This is a genomic window from Proteus penneri, assembly GCF_022369495.1.
In the GTDB taxonomy this organism is placed as follows: domain Bacteria; phylum Pseudomonadota; class Gammaproteobacteria; order Enterobacterales; family Enterobacteriaceae; genus Proteus; species Proteus penneri.
Genome location: NZ_CP059690.1, coordinates 2,200,781 through 2,227,095, shown reverse-complemented (window position 1 = coordinate 2,227,095; position 26,315 = coordinate 2,200,781). Strand labels below are relative to the sequence as shown.

At 35.8% G+C, this 26,315-nt stretch carries 21 protein-coding genes; 14 read left to right on the top strand and 7 right to left on the bottom strand.

Going from position 1 to position 26,315, the window contains the following annotated elements; all coding sequences use genetic code 11:
* Positions 1-11: 11 nt before the first annotated feature.
* The 9 genes from H1225_RS10165 to H1225_RS10125 all read left to right on the top strand — a co-directional run bounded on the left by H1225_RS10165 (position 12) and on the right by H1225_RS10125 (position 12,204).
* Positions 12-1,067, top strand: a complete 1,056-nt coding sequence (locus H1225_RS10165; RefSeq protein ID WP_109847760.1) for a UDP-glucose--hexose-1-phosphate uridylyltransferase — start codon at positions 12-14, stop codon at positions 1,065-1,067.
* A gap of 135 nt (positions 1,068-1,202) precedes the next feature.
* Positions 1,203-2,363: a galactokinase gene (gene galK / locus H1225_RS10160; protein ID WP_006533639.1), complete on the top strand. Its 1,161-nt coding sequence runs from the start codon at positions 1,203-1,205 to the stop codon at positions 2,361-2,363.
* Positions 2,363-3,433 carry a galactose-1-epimerase gene (gene galM / locus H1225_RS10155; RefSeq protein WP_109847758.1) on the top strand — a complete coding sequence of 357 codons (1,071 nt, stop codon included), beginning with the start codon at positions 2,363-2,365 and terminating at the stop codon, positions 3,431-3,433. Before galK ends, galM begins: the two co-directional genes overlap by 1 nt.
* A gap of 183 nt (positions 3,434-3,616) precedes the next feature.
* Complete coding sequence (locus tag H1225_RS10150) at positions 3,617-4,630, top strand: substrate-binding domain-containing protein (RefSeq protein WP_072063324.1); 1,014 nt, start codon at positions 3,617-3,619, stop codon at positions 4,628-4,630.
* A 319-nt stretch (positions 4,631-4,949) separates the two neighbouring features.
* A complete protein-coding gene (locus H1225_RS10145; RefSeq protein ID WP_072063323.1) occupies positions 4,950-6,584 on the top strand; it encodes a sodium/sugar symporter in 1,635 nt (544 codons plus the stop codon).
* Positions 6,585-6,839: 255 nt separating this feature from the next.
* Positions 6,840-8,879 carry an IreA family TonB-dependent siderophore receptor gene (locus H1225_RS10140; RefSeq protein WP_161727718.1) on the top strand — a complete coding sequence of 680 codons (2,040 nt, stop codon included), beginning with the start codon at positions 6,840-6,842 and terminating at the stop codon, positions 8,877-8,879.
* 115 nt (positions 8,880-8,994) lie between these two features.
* The gene (locus tag H1225_RS10135) at positions 8,995-9,852 is read left to right on the top strand and encodes an alpha/beta hydrolase (protein WP_229096483.1); all 858 of its coding nucleotides are present in this window, start codon (positions 8,995-8,997) and stop codon (positions 9,850-9,852) included.
* 392 nt (positions 9,853-10,244) lie between these two features.
* A complete protein-coding gene (locus tag H1225_RS10130; RefSeq protein WP_109399814.1) occupies positions 10,245-11,414 on the top strand; it encodes an MFS transporter in 1,170 nt (389 codons plus the stop codon).
* 202 nt (positions 11,415-11,616) lie between these two features.
* On the top strand, positions 11,617-12,204 hold the full coding sequence (locus H1225_RS10125) for a DUF1287 domain-containing protein (protein ID WP_202611617.1): 588 nt from the start codon (positions 11,617-11,619) through the stop codon (positions 12,202-12,204).
* 466 nt (positions 12,205-12,670) lie between these two features.
* On the opposite strand, the gene H1225_RS10120 is transcribed toward H1225_RS10125, so the two are convergent.
* Both H1225_RS10120 and H1225_RS10115 read right to left on the bottom strand, forming a co-directional pair.
* The gene (locus H1225_RS10120; protein ID WP_072063318.1) at positions 12,671-13,054 is read right to left on the bottom strand and encodes a YkgJ family cysteine cluster protein; all 384 of its coding nucleotides are present in this window, start codon (positions 13,052-13,054) and stop codon (positions 12,671-12,673) included.
* Positions 13,055-13,457: 403 nt separating this feature from the next.
* Complete coding sequence (locus H1225_RS10115; RefSeq protein ID WP_006533623.1) at positions 13,458-13,802, bottom strand: DMT family protein; 345 nt, start codon at positions 13,800-13,802, stop codon at positions 13,458-13,460.
* 288 nt (positions 13,803-14,090) lie between these two features.
* On the opposite strand from H1225_RS10115, the gene umoC reads away from it, so the two are divergent.
* Positions 14,091-14,495: a lysozyme inhibitor LprI family protein gene (gene umoC / locus H1225_RS10110; RefSeq protein WP_109847756.1), complete on the top strand. Its 405-nt coding sequence runs from the start codon at positions 14,091-14,093 to the stop codon at positions 14,493-14,495.
* 122 nt (positions 14,496-14,617) lie between these two features.
* On the opposite strand, the gene H1225_RS10105 is transcribed toward umoC, so the two are convergent.
* From H1225_RS10105 to H1225_RS10090, 4 genes are all read right to left on the bottom strand, one after another.
* Positions 14,618-15,322: a LutC/YkgG family protein gene (locus H1225_RS10105; RefSeq protein ID WP_109399817.1), complete on the bottom strand. Its 705-nt coding sequence runs from the start codon at positions 15,320-15,322 to the stop codon at positions 14,618-14,620.
* 1 nt (position 15,323) lies between these two features.
* Positions 15,324-16,745: a LutB/LldF family L-lactate oxidation iron-sulfur protein gene (locus tag H1225_RS10100; protein WP_072063315.1), complete on the bottom strand. Its 1,422-nt coding sequence runs from the start codon at positions 16,743-16,745 to the stop codon at positions 15,324-15,326.
* A gap of 12 nt (positions 16,746-16,757) precedes the next feature.
* Positions 16,758-17,477, bottom strand: coding sequence for a (Fe-S)-binding protein (locus H1225_RS10095; protein ID WP_072063314.1), 720 nt, complete (start codon positions 17,475-17,477; stop codon positions 16,758-16,760).
* A 118-nt stretch (positions 17,478-17,595) separates the two neighbouring features.
* Positions 17,596-19,122 (bottom strand): L-lactate permease, encoded by a 1,527-nt coding sequence (locus H1225_RS10090; RefSeq protein WP_239739106.1) that lies wholly within the window; start codon positions 19,120-19,122, stop codon positions 17,596-17,598.
* A gap of 2,024 nt (positions 19,123-21,146) precedes the next feature.
* Here H1225_RS10090 and H1225_RS10085 point away from each other — a divergent pair.
* The 3 genes from H1225_RS10085 (at position 21,147) to H1225_RS10075 (ending at position 23,469) form a co-directional block, all read left to right on the top strand.
* Positions 21,147-21,437 carry a putative quinol monooxygenase gene (locus tag H1225_RS10085; RefSeq protein ID WP_006533613.1) on the top strand — a complete coding sequence of 97 codons (291 nt, stop codon included), beginning with the start codon at positions 21,147-21,149 and terminating at the stop codon, positions 21,435-21,437.
* Positions 21,438-21,635: 198 nt separating this feature from the next.
* Positions 21,636-22,535, top strand: a complete 900-nt coding sequence (locus H1225_RS10080; protein WP_109847753.1) for a LysR substrate-binding domain-containing protein — start codon at positions 21,636-21,638, stop codon at positions 22,533-22,535.
* A gap of 355 nt (positions 22,536-22,890) precedes the next feature.
* Positions 22,891-23,469, top strand: coding sequence for an NAD(P)H-dependent oxidoreductase (locus H1225_RS10075; RefSeq protein ID WP_072063310.1), 579 nt, complete (start codon positions 22,891-22,893; stop codon positions 23,467-23,469).
* A gap of 94 nt (positions 23,470-23,563) precedes the next feature.
* On the opposite strand, the gene H1225_RS10070 is transcribed toward H1225_RS10075, so the two are convergent.
* Positions 23,564-25,114, bottom strand: coding sequence for a methyl-accepting chemotaxis protein (locus H1225_RS10070; protein ID WP_161669665.1), 1,551 nt, complete (start codon positions 25,112-25,114; stop codon positions 23,564-23,566).
* Positions 25,115-25,620: 506 nt separating this feature from the next.
* Here H1225_RS10070 and H1225_RS10065 point away from each other — a divergent pair.
* Positions 25,621-26,202 (top strand): histidine phosphatase family protein, encoded by a 582-nt coding sequence (locus H1225_RS10065; protein ID WP_161671275.1) that lies wholly within the window; start codon positions 25,621-25,623, stop codon positions 26,200-26,202.
* The last annotated feature ends 113 nt before the right edge of the window (positions 26,203-26,315 follow it).

Below are 26,315 nucleotides of genomic sequence, written 5' to 3'. Positions count from 1 at the left end.
GAGAGAAGGTTATGTCGAAACTGATTTTTGATCCTGTTGAACATCCTCATCGTCGTTATAATCCGCTAACGGGTCAGTGGATTTTAGTTTCACCACATAGAGCGAAACGACCTTGGAATGGTAAAGATGAAAAGCCTCAGATTGCGACACTTCCCTCTTATGATCCGCATTGTTATTTGTGTCCAAATAACATCCGTGTTTCCGGTGATAAGAATCCCGATTACACAGGAACGTATGTCTTTAATAATGACCATTCTGCGTTGTTGCAAGATGAATATGATGCTAAGCCTTCATCAAACCCTTTATTTCAAACTCAAACAGTAAGAGGTATTAGTCGAGTTGTCTGTTTCTCGCCTGATCATGGAAAAACGATCCCTGAATTGCCCGTCAGTAGCTTACGTAAAATTGTTGATACTTGGGATAACCAAATAAAAGAGCTCAGTAAAGAATACCTTTGGGTTCAAGTCTTCGAGAATAAAGGCGAAACGATGGGATGCTCTCAACCTCATCCTCATGGACAGATTTGGGCGAGTGATTTCTTGCCTAATGAATTAGCGCGAAAAGATACGCAATTAAAATCTTATTTTGAAAAATATGGACGCAATCTATTAATCGATTATGTTGATGCTGAATGTAAAGATGCAAGTCGTACCGTAGTTGAAACAGAACATTGGCTGGCAGTAGTGCCTTATTGGGCTTCTTGGCCTTATGAAACGATGTTGTTACCTAAAGTGCATATTCGAAGAATGAGTGAATTAAATAGTGCTCAACGAGATGATCTTGCTATTGCAATGAAAAAATTAACCAGCCGTTATGATAATTTATTCCATTGTTCTTTCCCTTATTCAATGGGATGGCATTTTGCGCCTTCTTTTAAAGATGAGAGAAATATCGATCACTGGCAATTACATGCGCTTTACTATCCGCCACTATTACGTTCAGCCACTGTACGTAAATTTATGGTGGGATATGAAATGCTGGCAGAATCACAAAGAGATCTAACGCCAGAACAAGCCGCGAATAATTTACGTCAAGTAAGTGATATTCATTATAAAGAGCAACATTAATGATCTGCGATATAGCAAGGTATTTTAATTAATCTGCTTTTTATTGAGCACGAAATAAATTAAATCAAACATCTCATTATTTACATAATGATGTGATGGGGTTTCTATTAATTAATTTTAAGCTAAGGATTTATTATGCAGGCACTTATTAATAATGTGACTCGTTCATTTTCAACTATTTTTGGTTACGCGCCTACACATTTTATTCAAGCGCCAGGTAGGGTAAATCTTATTGGCGAACATACTGATTATAATGATGGTTTTGTTTTACCTTGTGCAATTAATTATCAAATGGTCGTTGCAGCGGCAAGACGAGAAGATAATACTATCCGTGTCATTGCGGTTGATTACCAAAATGATGTTGATGAATTTAGCCTCGATAATACCATTGAGTTTTTACCTAATAAAATGTGGGCTAATTACGTTCGTGGTGTTATTCATTTTCTACAAAAAGATAACTACTCTTTTCATGGTATGGATATTGCGATATCCGGAAATGTCCCTCAAGGTGCTGGGTTAAGTTCTTCTGCTGCATTAGAAGTTGCCATTGGCCAAACGCTTAAAACACTTTATCAATTACCTATTAGCCAAAAAGAGATTGCATTAAATGGCCAAAAAGCAGAAAACCAATTTGTTGGTTGTAATTGTGGCATTATGGATCAGCTTATTTCGGCTTGTGGTGAAGAAAATCATGCACTATTAATCGATTGTCGCTCATTAGAAACGTCAGCGGTAACAATGCCCGAAAATATGGTTGTGATGATTATCAATACCAATAAAAAGCGTGGTTTAGTGGATAGTGAGTACAATACCCGTCGTCAACAGTGTGAAGAAGCTGCTCGTATTCTAAATGTGGCTGCATTAAGAGATGCCACATTAGATGATTTAGTTGCAAAAAAATCATTAATGAGCGAAGTGGTTTATCGTCGGGCACGTCATGTTATCACTGAAAATGATCGTACATTAGATGCTGCAGAAGCCTTACGCCATGGTGATTTAAGTACATTGAGTAAGTTAATGATGCAATCACATCTCTCAATGCGCGATGATTTTGAAATCACAGTTAAAGAGGTTGATTCATTGGTTGAAATCGTGAAATCGGTGATTGGTGATTGTGGTGGCGTAAGAATGACGGGTGGTGGATTTGGTGGTTGTGTCGTAGCATTAGTGACACCAGATTTAGTTGATAAAGTCGTTGACTCTGTTAAGGCGCAATACGAAGCTAAAACGGGATTAAAAGAAACTATCTATGTCTGCTCTGCAAGCCAAGGAGCGGGCTATTCGGAGGCAAAATAATGGCGACTAATGAGCTTCGCTTTCTTGAACCTGAACAAATGACAGCACAACCTGCATCAGATGGAAAACCTGCACAAGTGGTCGTGCTTAAAAATCGTTTTGGTATGTCTATCTCTTTAATGGATATTGGAGCAACTTGGTTAACCTGTATTGTACCGGTTAATGGATATCGTCGGGATGTGTTATTAGGCTCTGCGGATATGAATGCCCATAAACAACAAACCGCGTATTTTGGCGCAACGGTTGGGCGTTTTGCTAATCGTATTGCAGGGGCTAAGTTTGTATTAGAGGGGCAAGAATATAAAATTAGTGCTAATGAGGGTAAAAATACCTTACATGGCGGTAAGCAAAACTTTAGCCATCTTCGCTGGGGGATCACGGCGCAATCTTCGCAATCTGTCACTTTTTCGCTGATTTCTAGTGATGGTGACCAAGGTTTTCCCGGTACGGTAAAAGTAAGTGTGACCTATACACTGACAGATAATAATGAAGTATGTATTGATTATCAGGCGATGAGTGATAAAACTACGCCATTAAGTTTAACTAATCATGCATATTTCAACCTTGCGGGCGAACACACTGAGCGCACCGCGCTTGAGCATGATTTAAAAATTTGTGCGACTCATTATTTAAAAAATGGTAAAGGCAATATTCCTACGGGTGAGTTTGCAAGCGTAGCTGGAACTGGGTTTGATTTTTGTAAATTAAAACGTGTTGGCCTTGATTTTATGGCAGATGAATGTCAAAAAGCCGCAAATGGTTACGATCATGCATTTATTTTAGATAAAAAAGCGATTGAGGATAAAAAGCCCGTTGCGACCGTTATTGCCCCTGAAGGCGAACTTAAAATGGATGTTTTTACAACCATGCCTTCTGTCCAATTCTATACAGGTAACTTTCTGGCAGGAACAAGAGGAAAGAGTCGCCATTACGGTAATTACTCAGGATTGGCATTAGAAACACAATATTTTCCAGATGGCCCTAATCATCCTGAATGGCATGAAAACCAAGGTGTTTTACCTGCCAATACAGCATGGAATAGCCAAACAATCTATAAGTTTTACTCGTAATAACAAAAGGAAAGTGTAAACGCTTTCCTTTTCACTATTTATTTGATCTTTTTACTTTTTAAATTTCACTTCTTCGCTGATAATCAAGCCACTTAAATTCTATTATTCTCTTTTTTCTTTGTTTGTAGATTAACGGCTCGTTATTTCTTAACCATGAATAAAGGTGATCCATAAGGAGTGGATATGGCGACTATCAAAGATGTAGCGAAAGAAGCGGGTGTTTCTGTCGCGACGGTATCTAGAGTCATCAATAACTCGCCGAAAGCAAGTCAAACATCTATCGAAACTGTTAATGCAGCGATGCAAAAACTGGGCTATCGACCTAATGCGGCAGCAAGGGCGTTGGTTAGTCAAAGTACGCAAACTTTGGGGGTTTTAGTGCATGACGTTTCTGATCCCTTTTTTGGTACACTCGTTAAAGCGGTTGATAACGTTGCAAGACAATCAGGGAAACACATCTTAGTCTGTAATGGTTATCATGATGCTCAAGATGAGCGACAAGCTATTGAGTTATTGATTAATAGCCGCTGCGATGGCCTTGTTATTCATTCAAAAGCCCTCTCTGATGAAGAGTTACTGGCTTATGCGCATGAAGTTAAAAGCATGGTATTGATTAACCGTTTTATTCCTGAAATTGCCGAACGTTGTGTCGCTTTAGATAATTATAAAGGGGCATGGATGGCAACCGAGCATCTTATTCGTCAAGGTCATACTAAAATCGCGTATATTTCATCTACTCATCATATTGAAGATACAACTCAGCGCCTTGCTGGTTATAAAGCTGCATTAGAAGCTAATAATATCTCATTGCCTGAAAGCTATATTGAGTATGGCGAGCCGGAAGGTGAAGGGGGAGAAAAAGCCATGATGCATTTGCTAACAAAATCAATTGATTTTACAGCAGTAGTGACTTACAACGATTTTATGGCCGCTGGGGCTTTATCTGTTCTTGATGAAAATGAAATCCCTGTACCTGAAAAAATCTCAGTTATTGGCTTTGATGATGTCTTAATTGCACGCTATATTCACCCTCGTTTAACCACGGTGCGTTATCCTGTACAAATGATGGCAGAGCAAGCCGCAACACTTGCTATCAGGCTTTCTAAAGGTGAAATCCTCGAACAAAAACAACGTATTTTTTCACCCACATTAGTTCAACGTAATTCTGTTTTTAATCTTAGTCACCTCTCTAAATAACCTTATTTACTTTTTAATCTAGTCTATCCTCTTAATGGTTTTCACATTAAGAGGTCAAACTTAATTAACCTGTGTAATCGTTATCATTTTAAGGCCTTTTTCAACGATTATTTGAGAGTCTGAAATTTATTAAATAAAGCTATCATTGTATTTTAAGCTTAAATTCTGCTTTGTTCGCCATGGTAATCGTTTGTTTTCTTATTTTGTGATCCATTTACGTAACATAAGCGATAAATTTGTGAACGGAGTAACGGAAAAAGATTGTGAAAACGTTTACATTGAAAATCTACTCTCTCTATGGGTCTGAAAGGAAAATATTATGCATACAGAAGGTGTTGGATTAAGCACAATAGACTATGCAATTTTTGCCCTCTATGTCGTCATCATTATTAGTCTAGGATTGTGGGTTTCTCGTTCAAAGGATGGTGAGAAAAAAGGAACAAAGGATTATTTCTTAGCAGGTAAAACCCTTCCTTGGTGGGCAATTGGTTCTTCGCTTATTGCCGCGAATATTTCAGCAGAACAATTTATTGGTATGTCAGGTTCTGGTTTCTCCATTGGTCTTGCTATCGCCTCTTATGAATGGATGGCAGCGCTGACATTAATTATTGTTGCTAAATACTTTTTACCTGTCTTTATCGAAAAAGGTATTTATACCATTCCAGAATTTGTCGAGAATCGCTTTAAAAGCCGTAACTTAAAAACCATTCTTGCCGTGTTCTGGTTGGCATTGTTTATCTTTGTTAACTTAACATCGGTACTTTATTTAGGTTCATTGGCATTAGAAACCATCTTAGGTGTACCAATGATGTATGCCATTATTGGTTTAGCATTATTTGCGGTTATCTATTCACTTTATGGTGGACTTTCTGCTGTTGCATGGACAGACGTAGTACAAGTGTTCTTCCTTATCCTTGGTGGTTTATTTACCTCGGTATTAGCGGTCAGCTATATCGGTGGTGATGGCGGGATCATGGAAGGCTTAAGCAAAATGACACAAGCCGCGCCAGATCACTTTAAAATGATCTTAGAAAAAGATAACCCGCAGTTTATGAACTTACCGGGTATCGCTGTGCTAATTGGTGGTTTATGGGTTGCTAACCTTTATTATTGGGGCTTTAATCAATATATTATTCAGCGTGCCTTAGCTGCTAAATCTATCAATGAAGCACAAAAAGGACTCGTGTTTGCTGCATTCTTAAAATTAATTGTTCCTGTTCTTGTGGTTGTTCCGGGAATTGCTGCATTTGTTATTACAACTAACCCTGAATTAATGGCGGGCTTAGGGACAATGGCACAAGCGCATATTCCAACGTTGTCACAAGCAGATAAAGCCTATCCTTGGTTAACTCAGTTCTTACCAGTAGGTGCAAAAGGTGTTGTTTTTGCTGCACTTGCTGCTGCAATAGTTTCATCTTTGGCCTCTATGCTTAACTCTATCGCGACTATCTTCACGATGGATATTTATAAAGAATATGTCGGGCCTAAAGCTTCTGAAACGCGTTTAGTGAATGTGGGGCGTATCAGTGCGGTTATTGCTCTGATTATTGCTTGTTTTATCGCACCATTATTGGGTGGTATCGATCAGGCATTCCAATATATTCAAGAATATACTGGCTTAGTAAGTCCAGGTATTTTAGCTGTATTCCTATTAGGCTTATTCTGGAAAAAAACAAACGCAAAAGGTGCGATTATTGGTGTGGTCTTATCTATACCGTTTGCTCTATTCCTAAAATTAATGCCTTTAGGTATGCCATTCCTTGATCAAATGATGTACACCTTTATGTTTACAACCGTCGTGATTGGTTTAGTGAGCTTAACCTCAACGAAAACAGATGACAGCGTAGGGGCGATTACATTAACAGATAAAACCTTTAAAACACAAAGCGGATTTAACATCGCTTCCTATGCCATCATGGTCATATTATGTGTGCTTTATGCTGTGTTCTGGTAATAACAGTGTGATGATTTGTTGATCCGTTAAATCTATAAATATCCTACAAAAGAAGAAAGCAGAGGGTTAATACCTTCTGCTTTTTTTATGTTTGAATTGTTTACAAAGAGGTCTAGCGAAAATGGTGCTGATTTACTTTGATACAGATTAAAAAAAAACACCAAATATGAAAAGAAAATCATTCTCATGAATATTTGATTAAGTTAATATTAATCATTCTCATTACTATAACTGTTATCAATTCAGGGAACCACTATGAACTTTAAAATGGGTGTTTTAACAGCCTGTATTTTATCTGCCTCTTACCCGCTGTATGCACAAGAAAATAAAGAAGAGAAACTTGTTGTATCAGCATCAGGGTTTGCTCAACAAATTACAGATGCACCAGCAAGTATCACCGTGATTAGCAAAGAACAACTCGCAAAAAAACCGGTTCATGATTTAGCCGATGCCGTAAAAGGTGTTGAAGGTGTTAGCATTAACGGTAATGCCAACAAACAAGAAATCACGATGCGTGGTTTGCCGGGTGAATACACACTTATTCTTGTTGATGGTCGCCGTCAAAATAGCCGCGAGTCGCGCCCAAATGGGAGTGGTGGTTATGAAGGTGGCTTTATTCCACCCGCAGATGCGATTGAACGAATAGAAGTGATTCGTGGACCCATGTCATCTCTGTATGGTTCAGATGCAATGGGTGGTGTTATCAATATCATCACTAAACCAGTAACAAAAGAGTGGCATGGCTCTGTTGCACTTGGCGGTACATTGCAACATAACCGTGATGCAGGTGATTCTATTAATGGTGATTTTTATCTTTCGGGGCCTTTAATTGAAGATAAATTAGGCCTACAGCTTTATGGCAGTAGCTACTTACGTGCAGAAGATAAAATCACTTATGGGCAAGGTCGTAATGACAATAAAAATATTACGGCAAAATTGGCATTCACACCGACTGATAATCAAACCATTTTATTAGAAGCAGGTCGTAATACGTTACAACGCACAACGACACCAGGTAAATCCATGAGTGAATTTACCAATCGTGGTGGGCGTCTTGATAAAAACAAGATGTTAGAAACCAATAATGATCGTAACCATTGGGCATTAACTTATAAAAATCAGTTTGATATTCTTCACTCTGAATTAAGTGTTTATCAAGAACAAACTAAACGTATTCAAAAAACCGAAGCCGTTGATAAGGCGACGGGAAATAGCTATAAATATTACGAAGCTCGTCGCCCTGAGATCACTAATACCGTTTTTGATGCAAAATTTACCGCGTTTTTACCTTCAAATGTGATGACCTTTGGTGGTCAATATCAATATTCACGTTTAAAAGATGAATCATCTCTTGGTGGCAAAGATATAAAACAATCGACCATTACGGCTGATCAAAAAGCGTTATTTATTGAAGATGAATATAGCGTTACGGATGATTTAGCATTGACGGGAGGTGTGCGTCTTGATGATCACGAGTATTACGGTAATCACTGGAACCCAAGAGCCTATGCCGTTTATCATTTAACAGATGAATTGACTTTAAAAGGTGGTGTAGCGAAAGCCTTTAAAGCGCCAAGCCTGCGTGAAATCAGCCCAGAATATGGCACCTCAACCGATAAAGGCCATGCAATTATGTATGGTAATCGTGATTTAAAACCTGAAACTTCAGTTAGTCAAGAAATTGGTATTGGTTATGATAACGGCGATGGTGTTACTGCAAGTGTGACTTTCTTTAATACGGATTTTAAAGATAAGTTAACGAATTACAAAACTGCTGAGAAAGATCCAATCACTGGATTAGATTTATATCAGTATGACAATGTAGGAAAGGCGAATATTAAAGGAATTGAAACCGCGATTGGTTTCCCTATTGCTGAAAGCTGGCATATTAATGCGAACTACACCTATATTGATTCAGAACGTAAAAGTGATGACGAAAAGCTAGCTTCTGGTGAGTCATTAAAAGGATATCCACTAGATATGACGCCTAAACACAGTGCCAACGCGCGCGTGGATTGGCAGTTTGATGAAGCGACTAGTTTTTATGCCAATACCGCTTATACGGGCAAACAAATTTGGGCAGCACAACGAAATAGCCATTCAGGTGCACGTTATCGTAGTGGGTACACAACCTTTGATTTAGGGATGACTTACAACTTTAATAAAAATACCATGTTTAACTTCGCAGTATTAAATATTACAGATGAAACAGGGCCTGCTGTAAATGATAAAGGCGGTAACTGGGTAGTTGATGAAGGACGTCGTTATTGGGCGAACATTAAATATAGTTTCTAATTGAGCCTAAATTGAAATAAACCCCGTATTTTATATGGGGTTTATTTTTTATCACTTTCTATTATTTTCAGTTTAACTGTTCACCTTTTTATATTACTGACAGAGTATCTGATTTATGCGAATACTAATGTTATGTGGAATGATTATGTTATCTGCGGTTGCTCAAGCTAGACCTAACCAAGAAGTGCCTAAAATTGAAGAACAAGCACAATCTTATTATCAAATCACACAAAAAGAAGTGGCATATGAAGGAAAACAATATCGTCTCTTTCTTGCTATTCCTAAAAATACCACTAAGGCAGCGCTAATTTATAGTGTTGATGGAAATGCGCAGTTTCCATTGATGATAAACGAAGCTATAAAGCAGAAAAATAAACCGCTACCTGCAATTATTAGTGTGGGGTATGTGGGTGATAAAGCTTATTTTATTACAGAGAGAACGCATGACTATACGCCGAGTGTAAAAGGAGAGGCATTTAATCAAGGCGGAAATGCAGAGAGTTTTTATCATTTTATCCTAATGCAAGTCAGGCCTTATGCGTTTGAACAACTCGCGAAAGAGAATATTTCAGTTACCCAGCAATCTCTTTTTGGTCACTCTTTTGGCGGTGTATTTACGCTATATGTTTTATTTAATCATCCAGAAACGTTTCAACGTTATATAGCAGCAAGCCCTTCTTTATGGTGGGGAAACGGTGAGTGGGTAAAAAAAGAGCAATGGCAAGCTATTCCTGATGATATTTCTATTACAATAACGCTAGGTGAAAAAGAAGAAAAACCAGATTTAAGTAAATTAAGTGAAGAACAACAAAAGAATTATCAAGAACGTAGTAGTTGGTTAACGCAACGCCAGTTATGCCAATATTTATTGGATGAAGGAAAACAGTGTAAATTTTATCTATTTGAAGGTAAAGGCCATGGTGGTTCAATCCCTGATGCCATAAATATTGCTTTAGAAAAAAGTGCAGAATAAACAAAAGTATCTCTTTATTTTTAGCTATCCTATAGGGCGATAATAGGATAGCTATAAGTATTTCTTATTTTACTGAATACGTATTTATCCGTAATGATTTTAATAAAAAAGGTTTATCTTTTTATTAAAATAAATATTTTAATCAAGCTATTTATTTTTTGTAGGAAAAGACGATAATTGTGAGTGATATAAATAAAATTGTTTGTTGGCATTAGATTTTATAATTTTATTTATGGCAGTTTAAGCGTTATATTCGCGTCTCCTAAATTTAGGGACGCCATCCACTGTTTTCACCTTTGTTTCTTTTATCTTTCCTAGATAAAAGAACCGCCTCTATCTGGCATCGAGAAAACAGCGCATCATCAACCGTTTTGATTGTGGAGACGAGGGTAGTGAAACAGCACACTACTTTGGTACGCAAAGGCGACAGTACATTAGTACCTGTAGCTGGGTTAACGGTATTTGCTATCGCGTCAGGCTATTTAATGAGTTTAATTCCGCTGTCTATGAGCAGTTTTGGAATGGATACACTCTATGCCAGTTGGTTAGCAAGTATTTATTTTATCGGATTATTAATAGGTTCAGTCATGATAGAACCTATTATTGCAAGAATAGGGCATCGTCTTTCTTTCGTTGTATTTTTATTATTACTGGCAGTGACTGTCGGTGTGTTGCCTTTCATGCCTTATTTATCAGCATGGATAATTTTCCGTTTTATTGGTGGTATGGCGGTCGCAGGGATATTTGTTGTTGTCGAGTCATGGCTATTAATTGGCGATAATCCTAAAGAGCGAGCTAAACGCTTAGGTTTTTATATGACCTCGCTTTATGGTGGCACAACATTAGGACAATTGGCAATTGGCGCAATTGGTACGCAAGGCGCTATCCCGTTTATGGCGATATTAGTTTTGTTATTAATCGCCGTATTACCGCCTCTGCTTTTTAAACAAGGGCAACCACAAGGACATGATCATAAAAGTTTGTCACTCAAGCAGATGAGCCGATTAAATAAAGCGGCTTTAGTGGGCTGTATGGTCTCTGGTGTGGTGATGGGCAGTATTTATGGCATGATGCCATTGGCTTTAAATCAAGGGCAATTTACAACAGACCAAATAGGTGTGTTGATGGCAGCAATTATTTTAGGAGGAATGGTGGTTCAGCCTATTATTAGCAAATTGTCTGTGATGATAAGTAAGACACTGTTATTAGCGATGATGTGTTTAGTGGGCGTTTTTGCCATGGGACTGACTTATCTTTCTAGCGATTATATGGTGCTTATTATTGCACTAGCGTTATTGGGAATGTCTTCTTTTGCACTTTATCCTATCGCTATTACATTGGCGTGTGATCATGTTAATGCAAGTTATATTGTCGCAATCACACAAGTAATGTTATTAAGTTATAGCATTGGTTCTGCCATTGGGCCTTTAGGCGCAGGAATGTTTATGGCTCAAGCTGCCAATAATGGCATTATGAACTTCTTCTTTGTGGTGTTATTAGTGACGGCGATTTATATGCTTTTTGCCAGTTTACGACGCAAAAGCCATATTGTGTTGAACTAACAATTTCTCTTAATTAGATCTCTTTCTCTTTTATTTTATTATCAGCCGAGCTAACTGTAAAAAGTCGCTCGGTTTTTTATGTTATATTTAAAAATTAATTAAGATTCCACTTATATTTTTATACTGTGTTTTATCAGTATAAACAGATCATCCACTCCCTTCTTTAAAGATAATGGATTTAACTTTTCATGGAGATTATATAATGAGAATAACGGTACTCAGCTTTTTGCTTTTATTGATTATTCCTTTTTCAAGTGCCAAAGCAATAACGGCAGAGCAAAATAAAAAGCTGGTGGAATATGCCACTGATTTACCAAGAGCCGTAATTTATGACTCAGATTATCGCAAAATAGATTACCCAAATGGTGATGTTCCTGCTTATAAGGGAGTTTGTAGCGACGTTATTATTCGTAGTTATCGTGGAATTGATATCGATCTACAAAAATTACTGCATGAAGACATTAAAGCACATTTTTCTGCTTACCCAAGTAAAAGAATGTGGGGATTGAATAAGCCTGATACGAACATTGATCACCGTAGAGTTCCCAATTTAGAAGTCTTTTTTACACGAAAAGGAAAAGTAAAGCCGATTACAAAAAATGCAGAAGATTATGTTCCAGGCGATATTGTGAGCTGGCGTTTAGATAATGGACGGCCTCATATTGGCATTGTAGTAAATAAAAAAAGTTGGGATAACCAACGCTATCTCGTTATGCATAATATTGGATTTGGGCAAGTTGCTGAGGATGTCTTATTTTCATGGAAAATAACCGGGCATTTTACTTACTAAATAGGTAAGTGAGGAAAAATTGAGATGTTTAGTTTTTTATAAAAAATAGAATAAAAATAACAACAGTAAAAAATATAAAATTTAAAAAATAATGCCCATACTGATTTTATGTAAAGTATGGGCATTATTTCTGGGAAAGAATATTTTCATCAGAAATATTCATAATTATTCCTCTAAGCCACCGAGTAACATACTAACGACAGCAGTAGAACAGATAAAAGAAAGGAAAAGGATAAAAAAAGAGCTACTGATCATAATGCCCCCCAAGTTTGTTGCTTCTTTTAAATAAAAAACCTCACTAAATAAGAGTTATTAATTAATTCTCTTATATACTAGGTTATTTAAAAATAAAGTCAAACTAACGTGTTATTTAATAATGCTTTTTTGTTCTATTATTTTGTTTTTTATAAAAAATGCATATTGGGTAGTATTAAATGATCAGGAGGGGATTAACCCCTCTGATGTCTTACGCGCTGTGAGGTAATGTGATGTGAGTTAATGGCGGTAAACCATAAGCCGCTCTCGCACGATCGCAAGCTTCATTATGGATGCCATTTACCCAAGATTGTTGGAACTCACGGCAAGGAGAAGGGCGTTGCTCGTAGATAGAGCAGCTTACACACTCTCCCACCTCACCAATCAGTTTGTCACAGCGTGGTTTTTTAGAATTTGTTCCTTTCATGCAAGAGAGAAAAGGCGTTAATGGCTCTGTTAGTTCATCAGGAACCACGCCTCCACCACTTACCATTTCAGCCCAATAGAACGAAACTCTAAAATAGGCGCAACAAGCACCACAATGCATACAGGGGTTATCCTGCATATAAATAAAATCGTTAGAATGTTTGCTCATACCAGATACCATTTTATCTGACGTTAAAGTGACAAAACGCACGTTCTAAGTGTGCGGTAGTTTAAGAGAAGCAAAAAAGACAGAGAAACGATGCTTCTCTTAGAGCAATCATTATGCGCTGAATGAAAAATATTTTTCAAGAGAAATATTTCTATATGTAGAGCGTATTTATTAAAAAACAGACTATTATTTTGGAAAAATTATCTAAATAGACTATATAACTTAATGGTAAGTGATGGTGTTATTTAACCCTCCGTAAAAACCACACTATAAATAGTATTAAAAGTAATCAAAAAGTTAAGTTTTGAATAAAAAAGCCTTATCAGTTTTGATAAGGCGATAATAAATAAGCGTAGATAATATGCTGAAAAGATGAGCTAACAATATCTATTAATTGGTTTTTCTAAAAAGGACCTTTAAAGATAAATAAAGCACCTGCACCAATTAAAAGAAAACCAATAAAGTGATTTAATGTAAAATTTTCTCCTAAATAAGTGACAGAAAAAATAGCGAAAATAGTTAATGTGATCACTTCTTGTATGGTTTTTAATTCTGCCGCACTGTAATAATTATGACCAATGCGATTTGCGGGTACAGCAAAACAGTATTCAACAAAGGCAATCAACCAGCTTAAAATAATGACAACAATAAGGGGTTTATTGCCATATTTTAGGTGTCCATACCAAGCAAATGTCATAAAAACGTTGGAAATGATGAGAAGAATAATGGGAGTGAATTTGTAGAGCATATTGGTGATACCACTGGTCGTTTTTAGTTAAAAATTGCCAATAAGAATGGTATGAGATTACTGCAAAAAAAGTGGATTTTCTATTGCTATACTAAGAAAAAAAACAGGTTTAAATTTAAAAGGCATTAATAATGTTTTTTTATAATTACTTGATTGAAATTTAAAGTTATCAAGTAATATGCGATATATCATTAAAATGATACTGTTCACACTAATAGATGTAATATTGGCTATTTTATACATTATGTTGAGCATAAATTTTATTATAAATATCTATAAGGAGTTCGTGTGAAGATAAGTTTATTTATGATCTTCTGTAGCTTACTGACAGTTAGTTTTTTTTCTTTGGCACAAAACAAATACGATCCTTTAGCAAAATGTTATGAAGTGACTGCAAACGAGCCAAGAACAGCAGTGCAAGCTTGTTTATTGGATGAGTTAAAACTGGCAGAACAGCAAATGAATGTCATTTATGACAAAAGTAAGAGTGATCTTGAAGATACTGATTCTATTGCAGCGAAAAGTGCCATTGATGCATTAGCCAGTTCTCAACAGCATTTTATTCAATTTAGAAGCGCTGAATGCCAACGACAATCTGCGTTACTAATGGGGGGAACGGGGGCAGGAGATGTTTTACTCGCATGTGAAATAAAATTGAATCAATGGAGAGCAAAAGTTTTATTAAATAATTAATTGGTAAACAATAGAGAAAACCCAAAAGCCATTAACTTATCTTTTGGGTTTGATTTAGGAGTCGATGATTGACTCAGACTGTTAGTTATTTTGTTATCGTTTTAACGTTATTTTATCTTGAATTAGCAATCTTCAATAATTAAATAAGCCGCATGAACAGGGCCATGAACCCCCCACACTTTAATCAACTCAATATCAGCAGTAGAACTTGCACCACCAATTAAATTGATACAAGACGGCATTCTTACACCTTCTTGAGCCATCTTATGTAAACGCTCAGCAATTTGAGCCACACGAGGCAAAATATCACTTTTACGTAGAATAACAATTGATGTTTCAGGTAGTAAGCTAACGGCACGTCCTTTTTCTGGTGAAGAAAATAAGACAATCCCTCCTGATTCAGTTAGGCCCGCTTCAGCAAAGACAATTCCAATTTGAGAGCGTTCAGCATGAATAATATTTTCATGACCAAGTTCTGGGTTCCAAATATAGGTTTCGTATTTTTCACTAATCGCTTTTGTCACACCTAGTGCATCTAGGCGATCATCACCACTTATTACCACTGAGCCTTTACAATCATAACTTTCACAGAGATCAATTAAGCTATTGATAAGCTCTTCTGGTTTACTAACAACACATTTCACCATTTGAGTTTGTGCAAAATCGGTAAATTCTTTGCACAATTCATCTTGAGTTAAATTAGTTAACCGTGTTTTTGCTAAATTATTTACCGGTGTAGGTTGTGGCTGTGGTTTATGAGCGATAGGACGCCCTAATTTTTCAGCAATAGTTTGCAGAAATTCATTACGGTTTTGTTCGTTTAACATGTTATTTTTTTCCTTCTGCTTTATGGCGTTTAAACCAACTACGGAAGCTATAACCATCCGGTTCAGGGAGATCGCGCGATTCCATCCAATCGTTAAGAACACTGATTTTGATTGGTGTAGAACCATTTTTGATCATTAATCCCGCCATTTTCGCACCAACATTCATACCCACTTTCCAAAGAGCAGGGTGTGAATTGAGGTAGTTAAACATACCGGTGACTCGACGTTCAGCTTTGGGTGTAAGACCTGTTTCTGCCATCACTCGGCGATGTTTTAAAATGAGTTGTGCTAAAGGAATTTTGACTGGGCAAACCACATTACATGCATTACATAATGAACAAGCGTAAGGGAGATCATGGAAATCTTTATAGCCCCCTAGCAGTGGTGAAATGACCGCACCAATTGGACCTGGATAAATTGAACCATAAGCATGTCCACCAATATTACGATAAGCAGGGCATGTATTAAGACAAGCACCACAACGGATACAGCGTAAAATATCTTTAAATTGTGAGCCTAAAATTTCAGAACGGCCATTGTCGACAATCACTAAATGGAATTCTTCAGGACCATCAACATTGCCAGCTTCACGTGGGCCAGTTACCCAAGTGTTATAACTGGTTAAACGAGAACCAACCGCGCTACGGCATAACATTGTAATTAATGGATCAACTTCTTCAAATGTCGGTGCCACACGTTCCATGCCCATGACTGCAATATGGGTTTTAGGTAATGTGGTGGTCATTCTGGCATTACCTTCGTTAGTGACTAAACAGACGGTGCCTGTTTCAGCTACTGCAAAGTTACAACCAGTAACGCCAATATCTGCAGAAAGGAAATCTTGTCTTATACGTTGTCTAATGAAAAGCGTCATATCTTCAGGCGTTTCACTGCCTTCATAATTGAGTTTTTCATTTAAGACTTTGCGAATTTGATAACGATCTTTGTGGATCGCAGGAACCACGATATGAGACGGTGGATCGTTATCTAATTGAAGAATATATTCACCAAGGTCAGTTTCGATGATCTCAATGCCTTCATTCTGTAAGGCCTTATTCATCCCAATTTCTTCGGTGACCATTGATTTAGATTTTACGATCTTCTTCGCGTTTTTCTTTTTGGCAACGTCACAAATGTAACGAGAGGCATCTTCTGCTGTTTTAGCAAAATAAACATGACCTCCGTTTTCTGTTACTTTTTCAGATAATTGATAGAGATAAGCATCTAAGTTTTCAAGAACATGGTTACGGATTTGTTCAGCGCGATCACGCCACTCTTCCCAATCTCCCAGCTCTTTGACCATGATTTGACGGTTAGCCCCAATACGTTCTTGCGCCATAACAACCGCATTACGCATGATTGTGTCTTTCATTTCATGTTCTAGACGAGGTCTGAAATCTATATCACTGGTTTTGATAGACATAAGCAAGCTCCCTTATTGGCTCATTAAAACTTGTGCAATATGCAACACTTTTACAGGACGCTTTTCACGACTTAAGCGACCTTGAATGTTGATTAAGCAACTTGTATCGGCACCAATGACATAATCAGGGCTCACATCCATGATATGTTTTACTTTTTCGGTCACCATCTCGCCTGAAATTTCAGACATCTTCACGGAGAATGTCCCCCCAAAGCCACAGCAGGTTTCTGAGTTTGCAAATGGCAACATTTCAAGACCTTCAACATGTTTTAATAATGTTAAAGGCTCACTTACGACACCTAATTTTCTGGTTAAACTGCAAGATGGGTGATAAACCGCTTTACCAGGAAGGCGAGCGCCAACATCAACAACACCAAGTTTGTTAACAATAAAGCTGGTTAAATCAATCAGGCGATCGGCAACACCTTGTGCCCGTAATGCCCATTGAGGTTCATCAGCAAGGTAAGTTGGATAGCCTTTAATGGCATAAGTACAGGAGCCTGCGGGTGAAATAATGGGATAGTCGTTCACTTCCAATGTTTCAATTAACGATTTCATGGCTGGTTTTGCGTTATTTACATAACCGCTATTAAGCGCTGGCTGACCACAGCAACCTTGGCGTTCTTGAAACAAGACTTCGCAGCCTAATTTTTCAAGTAACAGGACGGTGTCTCGAGCTGAATCTGCTTTCAGCACATCACCAAGACAGGTCGCATAAAAATTAACTTTCATTAATCGAACTCCAAAACATCGCTCAGATGTTGTCATTTTTACTAAAGATAAAATTCTTTTATTGATTTGTTATAAGAGGAGAAGAGTGGGAATGAACACACTCCCTTCTCCTTATTAATTAGTTCATTAGATGATAAATAATACCGATCTTCGCCCCGAGAATAATGATATAGGCGATACAGTATTTTAAGGTTTCACGCATGATGGCACTGCTTTGACCATCCATTTTGGTCGCTGAAACAGCAATGGCGATACTTTGTGGTGAAATCATTTTACCGCCCGTAGCACCAGAGGTATTTGCAGCAGCCAGAATAAATGGATCGATATTGAGTTTAGCGGCCGCACTGGTTTGTAACTTACCAAACAGTACGTTAGAGTTGGTGTCACTACCGGTTACGAAGGTTCCCAACGCACCGATTACTGGCGCAATAAAGATAAATCCTGCACCTGTGAAATCAACTAAGGTTTCGGCGATACTGCCAATCATGCCACTGAAATCCATGACAGTTGCCATCGCTACAATTGCTGTGATGGCAATAATAGAGTTTTTCAGTTGGATCGTCGTTTTAACCAGAACAGAGATAAGTGTTGAAACGCTTGCACCTTGAATGGCGCCGCCTACAAAGCTGGCGAGAATAATTAATACACCTGGTGTACTTAACCAAGCAATGGTTTGATATTCCGTTTGTGTCTCACTTAATACAAATGGGATCTTTGTGGATATTGAACCCGCCATGCTTTGAAGTGTAGGGAATAAAGGTGAGCACGCTAAAATAAAAATAAAGGTAAACAAGTAAATAGAACTTGCTACTAACAACTCTTTGCCCGTGTGCTTTTTGATATTTTGTTGTTTATCACCACTGTTTTTCATGCGTTTAGCAAGGAAAATAACCACAATTAAGCTGACTAAGCTACCAGCAAACGCCGGTAATTCAGCACCTAAATTAGCAGCAACGATATATTGAGGGATCAGTGTACTGATACCACACATTAAAGTAATAAATCCGACACCTTTAATTGCTTTAATTCCACCACCAGCAATGGCAACGATGACAAAAGGCAAGACGATATTAAATAATCCCAACTGAATGATAATCGTTTTACTTAGCACTAATACATCAAGCCCAGTGTTTTGTGCCAAAATTGAAACAGGAATGCCGACTGCACCAAAAGCAGTAGGAACCGTATTGGCAACTAAAGAGGCAACAGCTGCTTTAAAAGGATCAAATCCAAGTGCGATTAAAATGCCGATAGGAATGGCAACCGCAGTACCATAACCCGCAACTGCTTCAAGGAAGCCACCAAAACACCATGAGATAAGCAGAACTTGCACGCGCTTATCATCACTTATACCCGCGAGTACATCTTTCAGTACATCCATGCCACCTGTCTTTAACATTAAGTTATAACTATAAATAGCGGCAAGAATGACGATGATGATTGGCCACAATCCTTTAACTGCACCATAAAGGACCGAGACTGAAGCAAATTGAATGGTGTTGTTCCAATGGAAAATGGCCAGCGCAACCGTTATCACTAAAGACACAAGCACGGCATGGTGAACGGCTGATTTCATTTTTAAGATCATAAAAATCAAAACCGCTAAAGGCACAATACCTAATAAGAATGATAGATAGTTGGACATGATTATTTTTATCCTTAAGTTTGCAATTTTTATCGTTTATAACTGCGTTGGCAAACCTATAAATTGGTCATCATATAATTGTGTAGGGTACTAGGTTTTATTAATGCTCTACTTTGCTGAAACGATAAATCATAAATAAAAAAAGATAGTTACCAACCTAAACAATGAAAAACATTATCACTCATGAAATTGTTAGGCTAGATTGGTTGGCTATTGTAGGGAATATTTATTGAGATGTAATAGAATAAAATCAATTGTGTGACAAATATAAAAAAATTCCTTTTTTCTCATTATTTGCTTGTTAATTGTCGTGTTTTTTGATGTTCATCAATGTAATTGGATTGCTAATGTTGTTATCAAATTGGTTTTTGATGAAAAAAAGAACGATATTGATGGTTTTAGCTATGTAATAAAAAGATGAATTTAAGTCTAAAATGCCATTTTTTAGGATAGAAATGATTATCTATTCTTTAATTAATCATAAATTAAATTAATGTATTGTTTGAAGGGGCTATTTTATTAACAAATAGCTTTAATGTTATATATTTTAATTTTTTATTATTATAAGTTTTTATTTTTTTATTATTTAAATTATCTTTAATTTTATTTTTCAATGGTTGCTTTTATTGTTGTATTTATTTTGTTTTTGGTTTGTTGTTTTTTTTTTTTTTGTTTTTATTTTGTTTTTTTATATTAATTATTTTCTTTACATTGTTTTTATTTCTTGTTTGTTTTTTTTGTTGTTTTTTATTTATAAATCACGATGTTTTTTTATTCTAATTATAGAAATTTTTGTTTTATTGTAAGAATATAATTTATTATGGTTTGTTTTTTCTTTTTTTTAAATTTAACAATGTTAATTATACAAAAATAATATTTTTATATTAACTGTTTAAGTCGATGTTAATATGATTTCATCATCAGTGATTGACTTCTTTTTGTCTCTTAACGCGCACAACCACTGGTTTTAATGTTAGGTTTAATTGTAATACAAATCATAAGGATAATGGAGGGTTGAAGAGTAAAATAAATATAAAATGAGAATGGTTCTTCCTAATTATTTTCAGTTAAAGATATGATTAAAGTGATCTTGATCGTATTGGTAAAAGTAAAAAATTTATTTTTCTTATTTTTTATGACTGAAAAAGCATAAAATAAATTCTATGTAATAAGAGAAAAATATTTATTTAATGGTTTTTCTATACATTATTTGAAGTGTTTAAGTTAACTGTTATAGAGCAAAGATAAGATATGAAATAATTTTGATGTAATAGTCTCATTTTTAGATGAGATATTCATTTTACCTAGAAAATTGTCACACAAATATTGAAAGTGAAAAAATGATTGAAAAATAAGTTTGCAGATAATTATTTTTGTTTTAACTACGTAATAATCTCTCGCGAAATGTTTTCTTTAGTGTGAGGGAGGGGGGAGGATATTTTTTAGCGCGATAAGCTTCACTTACAATAAGTGATATTACGTTGAGATTATTATGGAAGTATTAATAGTGAAAAGATTATTTTCATCATTAAATAGCCCTGTTTTGATAACAGAAATCAGCGATTATGTTAGCGATGTTTTAGGATTTAACATTTGACGCTATCCATTACCGTTGAAATAATTTTGCAAATACAAACAGTTTGTCTGATATTGGTAAATTTGTTTACATTTCATTGGCGATGTTGTTACACATAAAAAAAAGAACAAAAGTGTGAGCTAGGTTGCTTTTTTTCATTGGGATAAATGCGTGTTAATGTATAAATCGAATGCCATTATAAAAGCTATTGTAATGACACTCGTGACAAAGTAGGGATTATTTGTTCACTACTTTGATTGAGAAGTTTTACTTAGAGACAAGGATTAATCACCATTTCTTTGAGGTAGATCCAGTTGCTTAAATGGAAAATACTTTTGCTTAAATGGAAATAATTGGAATGAAGAATGAGATAAGAATTGTGTTAGAGTAATTTGAGTTTATTAATCAATGTACTTAACAATCTCATAGCCGAGCGATAGGATTTTATATGAACAATATCAGATTAATAGCCACTATTGTGGCAAAAGAAAATTATGAGAGCGATATTTTGTCTGCTTGTCTGGCGATGATAAAGCCAAGTCATCAAGACGAAGGTTGTATCCAGTATGAACTTCATAAGGATACCACTCAACCAAGAACTTTTATTTTCTTTGAAATATGGGAGAACCAAAGTGCCATTGATAAACATAATGAAACGGCACATATGAAAACATTTATCGAAAATTTAAAAGATAAAACTGATTCACTAGAGATTAAATTTATTGAGAAATTGGCTTAATGTTATTTTTTCCACAGTGAGTTAAGCAGGTATCTCATTAAGGATTACCTGCTTATTTTTTTGATATATACATTACTTATAGTAGATTATGACTAGTAACTCACTATATCTCTCTATTATTAACTTAATTGCAATAATGAAAAGATACTCGTATTCTTAAATTTCAGTGCGTTACTTAATGCTACCGAGGTTTATGATATGAAAGCAACATCAGAAGAAGCGAGAGTATTTGTTGAAGTCGTTGAACATAAAAGTTTTACAAAAGCTGCAGATAAATTGAATCTCGCTAATTCAGCGGTAAGTCGTACTGTAAAAAAATTAGAAGATAAATTAGGTGTTAATTTACTGAATAGAACAACCCGCCAAATAGCTCTTACTTCAGAAGGTGAACTTTATTTTCAGCGAATGAAAGTGATATTGCAAGAAATGCAAGCCGCTGAAAATGAGTTACATGGTACACAACGTTCCCCTAAAGGCTTATTGCGTATTGACGCTGCTACACCTGTGGTATTGCATCTTTTGATCCCTTTTATTTCTGTTTTTCGCCAACAATATCCTGATATTATTTTGTCATTAGTCTCTTCTGAAACCTTTGTTAATTTAATTGAACGTAAAGTGGATGTGGCTATACGAGTTGGTCATTTAACCGATTCAAGTTTACGTGCTCGTCCTTTATTTAATAGCCATCGCAAAATTATTGCTTCGCCAAAATATATTGAGCGAAAAGGATTTCCGACAACAGCGCAAATGTTGAGCGAACATACTTGTTTAACATTTACTGAGCCTGTTTCATTAAATACATGGCCTTTAGAAATCGAAAAAAATGTATTCATTACGGTAACGGAAGGGATATCTGCAAACAATGGCGAAATATTAAGGCAACTATGTATGAGTGGTGAAGGAATAGCTTGTTTATCTGATTTTGTGGTGAATAAAGATATTCAAGAAGGCAAACTAGTTGAACTATTTAGCGATAAAATACAATCTATGCCATTACCTTTTCATGCTGTTTATTATAGTGATCGAGTGGTGAGCCAGCGCATTCGCGTTTTTATTGATAGTTTAACTCAATATCTATCAGATACATTAAAGCTGTAACTTTTAGCACATTGATGTGCTTTATTTCTTACAATTTATCTCAATGTGATAGTAATACAATCCTATCTGGCTAGAAGGTACTCCTATTAATGTTATAACAGCCAGTCATTAAAAAAATAGCCTAAGAAACAATAGACTTTTACCTAAAAAGCAATAATCGCTATTATTAATATACGTAATCGTAAAAGTGATTGTTTCTGGTTTTTTGTTTTTAAAACTGATTTTTTTAGTCAAAATAAAGATTATAATTCTGCTTTTTGTTTGTTTTGTAATTTTATTGTCGTGTGCGAACTTATTTATTTCCTGTTAAATTAACTCCATTAGACACATCGCAAGAAAAAATTTAGGAGTTAGCATGAATATTTTACTGATTAATGGTGGCCAAAAATTTGGTCATTCTGCTGGTCAATTAAACCGCACATTGCATGATGTTGCTACTGAACATTTAGTCACATTAGGTCATGGTGTTAAAGAGACTCAAATAGAAGAAGGCTATGATATTGATGATGAAATAGAAAAATTTCTATGGGCAGACACCATTATTTATCAAATGCCTGGCTGGTGGATGATGATGCCATGGAAAGTAAAAAAATATATGGATGATGTGTATACATTTGGTCATGGCAAGTTATATGAGAATGATGGACGTACTCGTCGTGATCCTAAAAAGCAATACGGTACAGGGGGACTATTACAAGGTAAAAAATATATGCTCTCCGTAACATGGAATGCTCCCGTTGAAGCCTTTAATGAATTTGGCAATTTTTTTGATGGCAGAGGTGTTGATGGTGTTTATTTTGCTTTTCACAAATCACAACAATTTTTAGGATTATCTCAATTACCAACTTTTATGGTCAATGACGTTATTAAAGAGCCAAAAATTGATAATGATATTGCTGAATATAAAGCACATTTAACTCACGTTTTTGGTTGATATAAAAGGTTATTCTTTCATCTAAATATGATTTCAAGGTCACGACAGTTTCCACTGAGTGACCTTGAACAACACTATCTAATACAATAACGAATTAGATGCACTTAATCTGAAAGTAATTAACGAGTTTGGTTAGATTTAAGGCTTGGTCGTTAAGAGAATTTGCGGCTGCGACAGATTCTTCAACTAATCCTGCATTCTGTTGAGTTGTCGAATCAAGCTGACTTATAGCATTGTTTATTTGTGATATACCAGCGCTTTGCTCATTACTTGCTTGCCCAATTTCTCGTAATAATGCGCTGATCTCTTCAACATCGGTGATCATTTTTTTGATTTGAGAGCCTGCTTGCTCAACTAATTCCATCCCTTCCTGTGTTTGAGTTGATGAGTTATCGATAAGAGTGCGTATATTATTAGCGGAATCTGCACTTTTTTGTGCCAGTAGTCTGACTTCACCAGCAACAACTGCAAAACCTTTACCATGTTCACCTGCTCTGGCGGCTTCAACAGCAGCATTTAGTGCAAGAATATTAGTTTGGAATGCAATGGCATCAATTAAGTTAATAATATCTGTCATTTGAGATGATGAGCTATTAATTGCTCTCATTTTTTCAGTTAGCTGAAGCATCATTTTGCCATTGTGATGTACGGCGACTTCAGTTTTTTCAGCAACATTAATTGCATTATGAGTATGATCCGTTGTGTTTTTAACGGTTGACGTCATTTGCTCCATTGAGCTTGCCGTTTCTTCTACTGAGGTTGCTTGTTCTTCTGTTCTTGCTGCTAAATTTTGGCTACCAGCAGTAATTTGCTCTGCTGCCGATGAAATATTTTCAGCGCCATTTTGTACATTTTGCACAACCTCTAATAGGCGCTTTTTCATTTCAGCGAGGGCCCGTAATAATATCCCTACTTCATCATGATAATCAGTACTCACTTCTTGTGTTAAATCACCATTTGCAATGGCTTTTGCAAAGTTTATTGCCTTCTCTAATGGGAGAGTAATGCCTTTAGTTATAAACCATCCTAAAATACTGCCCACAATAATACTGACAAGAGTTAATAATATTAAAAATGTTCTTTTCTCAATAAAATTACGTTCAACAGCGTCACCTGCCTCCTCCATTTTTTGATTTTGTAATTCGATAAACTCTAATATTTTATCGCGATATTTTAATTGGATAGCGGAGGTTTTTGTGATCAGTTCATTGACTGCGGCGTGTCTGTTATTTTCATTAAATGCCTTTATTACAAAGTTTTGAGAGGTTATATATTGCTGACGAATGTCATAAACTTCTGCTAAGATTTTTTTTGACTCAGCATCGTGTGTAGTTTCATCTAACTCTTTCAGCAATTGCGCAACTTTAGCGGTGATCTCTGCTTTTTTGCTCTCTTGTTCAGTTGCTAAACTTTCTTGCTCATCAAGCATAGTGAGTTGCTGAAATATAATAAACTCATTGAAATTATTAATCAGTAAATTGGCTTTGACCGTGGTTGGATAGATATCATCAACGACATCATGAATATCTTGATTCGCACTATTTAAACCCATTAATGCGAAACTAGAACCCAACATAATTAACATCACAAAAGTTGTAAATGCGATGGTTAACTTTGTACGAATTTTAAAGTTTTTAAAGAACATGCTTAACCCTGGATAAATAAAAATTAATAAGTATTGGTAACTTATTTAAGAACAAACAGTATCGGTAAGTAGTGGCAGAACTTTAGTCATTAAACTAAGTAAAGGGAGATAAAAAGGCTTGCATTGATTTTTAACACATTGTTTTTATTTTAAAAAAGAGATTTCCTCTCTTTTTTATCTAAGAGTTCTGAGTATTTAAGTTTAATCCAATTTTATAAACTTGGACGTAAAGTAATAAAAAATTAAAGATATTCTTTATTTTTCGTTAACAATTGTTTGTTCGATTTTAATATTTGTTAATTAATTTTGGGGTGTTTAGAAGATAGAATAAAGGTCAATAAATTATAAGAGTGGCTAAATGTACGTTATCTAAGACTCGCTCACCGCTAAAATACTTTGGTCTATGATAGACTTAATGGCATCAAATAGGTGAGTTTATGGTTAATATTAGGTATGTTTTAATTTTCTATATTTCTTATACTTAATTGACTTAAAGGCAACGCTGTATGCGCAGTGTATTTATATTTTTGAGCATATTTATTTTAGGATTTAGTCATATGGCGTACTCCGATCAAACACTTGTCTTTATAAGGCATGGTGAAAAACCTGATAATGATAGTGGGCAATTGACCTGTAAGGGATTAAATAGAGCATTAGCCCTACCTGATGTACTTATAAATCAATTTGGCAAACCTGATGCATTATTTGCCGCTGCACCTAAACAGAGTAAATTAGGCAATTCATTGCGTTCACTCCAAACAATTTCTCCTATTGCTATTAAAACCTCGTTGCCTATTCATCTTCAATTTCATGCTAAAGAAGTAAAAGAATTGCGTGAAGCCCTGTTAAGTAAGAAATATGAAAATGCAGTTATTTTTATTGCATGGGAGCATGACAATTTAGTTAAAGTGGCACGAGATATTATGAAGCGAGTGGGGGGCGATCCTAAATTAATCCCTAAATGGAAAAGTAATGATTTTGATAGTATTTATATCTTAAAAATTATCCGAGAAGGTGATAATAAAAGTGTCACATTTGAACAAAGACAGCAAGGCTTAGATAGCGTGTCAGAAGTTTGTCCTAATTAGTGAGAATTTTATCTACTACTTAAAAAAATATATTTAAAGTGGAGTAATACAAGATAGATCTAGACAATTCTATTTTTTTACACACAAGCTTAATGCGATTTGAAGTAATACGG

Bases quoted from the DNA above. Each gene is read 5' to 3' on its own strand.
- H1225_RS10120 (WP_072063318.1), bottom strand. From the start codon at position 13,054: ATGAGCAAACATTCTAACGATTTTATTTATATGCAGGATAACCCCTGT.
- H1225_RS10075 (WP_072063310.1), top strand. From the start codon at position 22,891: ATGAATATTTTACTGATTAATGGTGGCCAAAAATTTGGTCATTCTGCT.
- galM (WP_109847758.1), top strand. From the start codon at position 2,363: ATGGCGACTAATGAGCTTCGCTTTCTTGAACCTGAACAAATGACAGCA.
- H1225_RS10115 (WP_006533623.1), bottom strand. From the start codon at position 13,802: ATGCTCTACAAATTCACTCCCATTATTCTTCTCATCATTTCCAACGTT.
- H1225_RS10085 (WP_006533613.1), top strand. From the start codon at position 21,147: ATGAACAATATCAGATTAATAGCCACTATTGTGGCAAAAGAAAATTAT.
- H1225_RS10100 (WP_072063315.1), bottom strand. From the start codon at position 16,745: ATGTCTATCAAAACCAGTGATATAGATTTCAGACCTCGTCTAGAACAT.
- H1225_RS10135 (WP_229096483.1), top strand. From the start codon at position 8,995: ATGCGAATACTAATGTTATGTGGAATGATTATGTTATCTGCGGTTGCT.
- H1225_RS10150 (WP_072063324.1), top strand. From the start codon at position 3,617: ATGGCGACTATCAAAGATGTAGCGAAAGAAGCGGGTGTTTCTGTCGCG.
- H1225_RS10065 (WP_161671275.1), top strand. From the start codon at position 25,621: ATGCGCAGTGTATTTATATTTTTGAGCATATTTATTTTAGGATTTAGT.
- H1225_RS10080 (WP_109847753.1), top strand. From the start codon at position 21,636: ATGAAAGCAACATCAGAAGAAGCGAGAGTATTTGTTGAAGTCGTTGAA.
- H1225_RS10125 (WP_202611617.1), top strand. From the start codon at position 11,617: ATGAGAATAACGGTACTCAGCTTTTTGCTTTTATTGATTATTCCTTTT.
- H1225_RS10090 (WP_239739106.1), bottom strand. From the start codon at position 19,122: ATGTCCAACTATCTATCATTCTTATTAGGTATTGTGCCTTTAGCGGTT.
- galK (WP_006533639.1), top strand. From the start codon at position 1,203: ATGCAGGCACTTATTAATAATGTGACTCGTTCATTTTCAACTATTTTT.
- H1225_RS10140 (WP_161727718.1), top strand. From the start codon at position 6,840: ATGAACTTTAAAATGGGTGTTTTAACAGCCTGTATTTTATCTGCCTCT.
- H1225_RS10105 (WP_109399817.1), bottom strand. From the start codon at position 15,322: ATGTTAAACGAACAAAACCGTAATGAATTTCTGCAAACTATTGCTGAA.
- H1225_RS10070 (WP_161669665.1), bottom strand. From the start codon at position 25,114: ATGTTCTTTAAAAACTTTAAAATTCGTACAAAGTTAACCATCGCATTT.
- H1225_RS10095 (WP_072063314.1), bottom strand. From the start codon at position 17,477: ATGAAAGTTAATTTTTATGCGACCTGTCTTGGTGATGTGCTGAAAGCA.
- H1225_RS10165 (WP_109847760.1), top strand. From the start codon at position 12: ATGTCGAAACTGATTTTTGATCCTGTTGAACATCCTCATCGTCGTTAT.
- H1225_RS10145 (WP_072063323.1), top strand. From the start codon at position 4,950: ATGCATACAGAAGGTGTTGGATTAAGCACAATAGACTATGCAATTTTT.